This window comes from Streptomyces luteosporeus, from assembly GCF_039532865.1.
GTDB lineage: Bacteria > Actinomycetota > Actinomycetes > Streptomycetales > Streptomycetaceae > Streptomyces > Streptomyces luteosporeus.
Genome location: NZ_BAAASL010000063.1, coordinates 1 through 830 on the forward strand (window position 1 = coordinate 1; position 830 = coordinate 830).

Sequence of the window (830 nt, forward strand, 5' to 3'; positions counted from 1 at the left end):
CACCTTCACCCGGTCGCAGTTTATTTCATACGTTATCCGCCGTCTTCCCGTCGTTTTCCGGCTCAGTTTTCGCCGTCAAACCGTCCAGCCTGCTCCTGCTTTTTTACTGCGCTGCGGCTTCGGTGACGCCCTTGCATCCTCCGCTTTTCGCCCGGCTGTCGTGTCGGCACGGCGTAAGCCGGAACTCAGACGACATCGACTAGGGAGGATTTTTTATGCGCACTACAACCACCACACCCGCTGTTTACGTGGGCACGTATCACAAATACAACTGCGGCAGCATTTTCGGCAAATGGTTTGATCTGACGGAATTTGACGGCAGGGAGGATTTTTACGAGGCCTGTCAGGCGCTGCATGCCGATGAATGGGATGCCGAGTTTATGTTTCAGGACTGGGAAGGTATCCCGTCGCAGTTCGTCTCTGAATGCTCCATTGACTGGGATTTTATCGCCGCTTACAAACGCGCCGAAGAAGAGGGCAGGGAAGCCGCTTTTATCGCCTGGGCGGAGTATACCGGCGAATGTGACTATGACGCGTTTGATGATGCGTACCGCGGCGAGGCGGAAAGCGAGGAAGACTATGCGCGGGAGATGGTGGAGGACAACGGCCTGTTAAATGAGGTGCCGGAGCCGTTGCGCAGCTATTTCGATTTTGAAGCCTGGGCGCGTGACCTGTTCAGCAGCGGTTATGTGTTCCATGACGGCTATGTCTTCAGCAACTGATTAATGTCCGGCGGGCAAACCCGCCGGTTAAGGAGAAAACGTATGAAACTTGCACCGGAAACCCGCGAGATCCTGCGACAGTACAAAGCCCTGATTAATGCCCGCCGC

1 protein-coding gene is annotated in these 830 nt (G+C 55.2%); it reads left to right on the forward strand.

What is annotated here, in order from left to right:
- The first annotated feature begins 215 nt into the window (after window positions 1-215).
- Window positions 216-722: an antirestriction protein ArdA gene (locus ABD361_RS30410; RefSeq protein ID WP_015493074.1), complete on the forward strand. Its 507-nt coding sequence runs from the start codon at window positions 216-218 to the stop codon at window positions 720-722.
- Window positions 723-830 lie beyond the last annotated feature (108 nt).

What these genes read in the sequence shown, in the direction of transcription:
- ABD361_RS30410 (WP_015493074.1), top strand. Translation starts at nt 216, where the DNA reads ATGCGCACTACAACCACCACACCCGCTGTTTACGTGGGCACGTATCAC.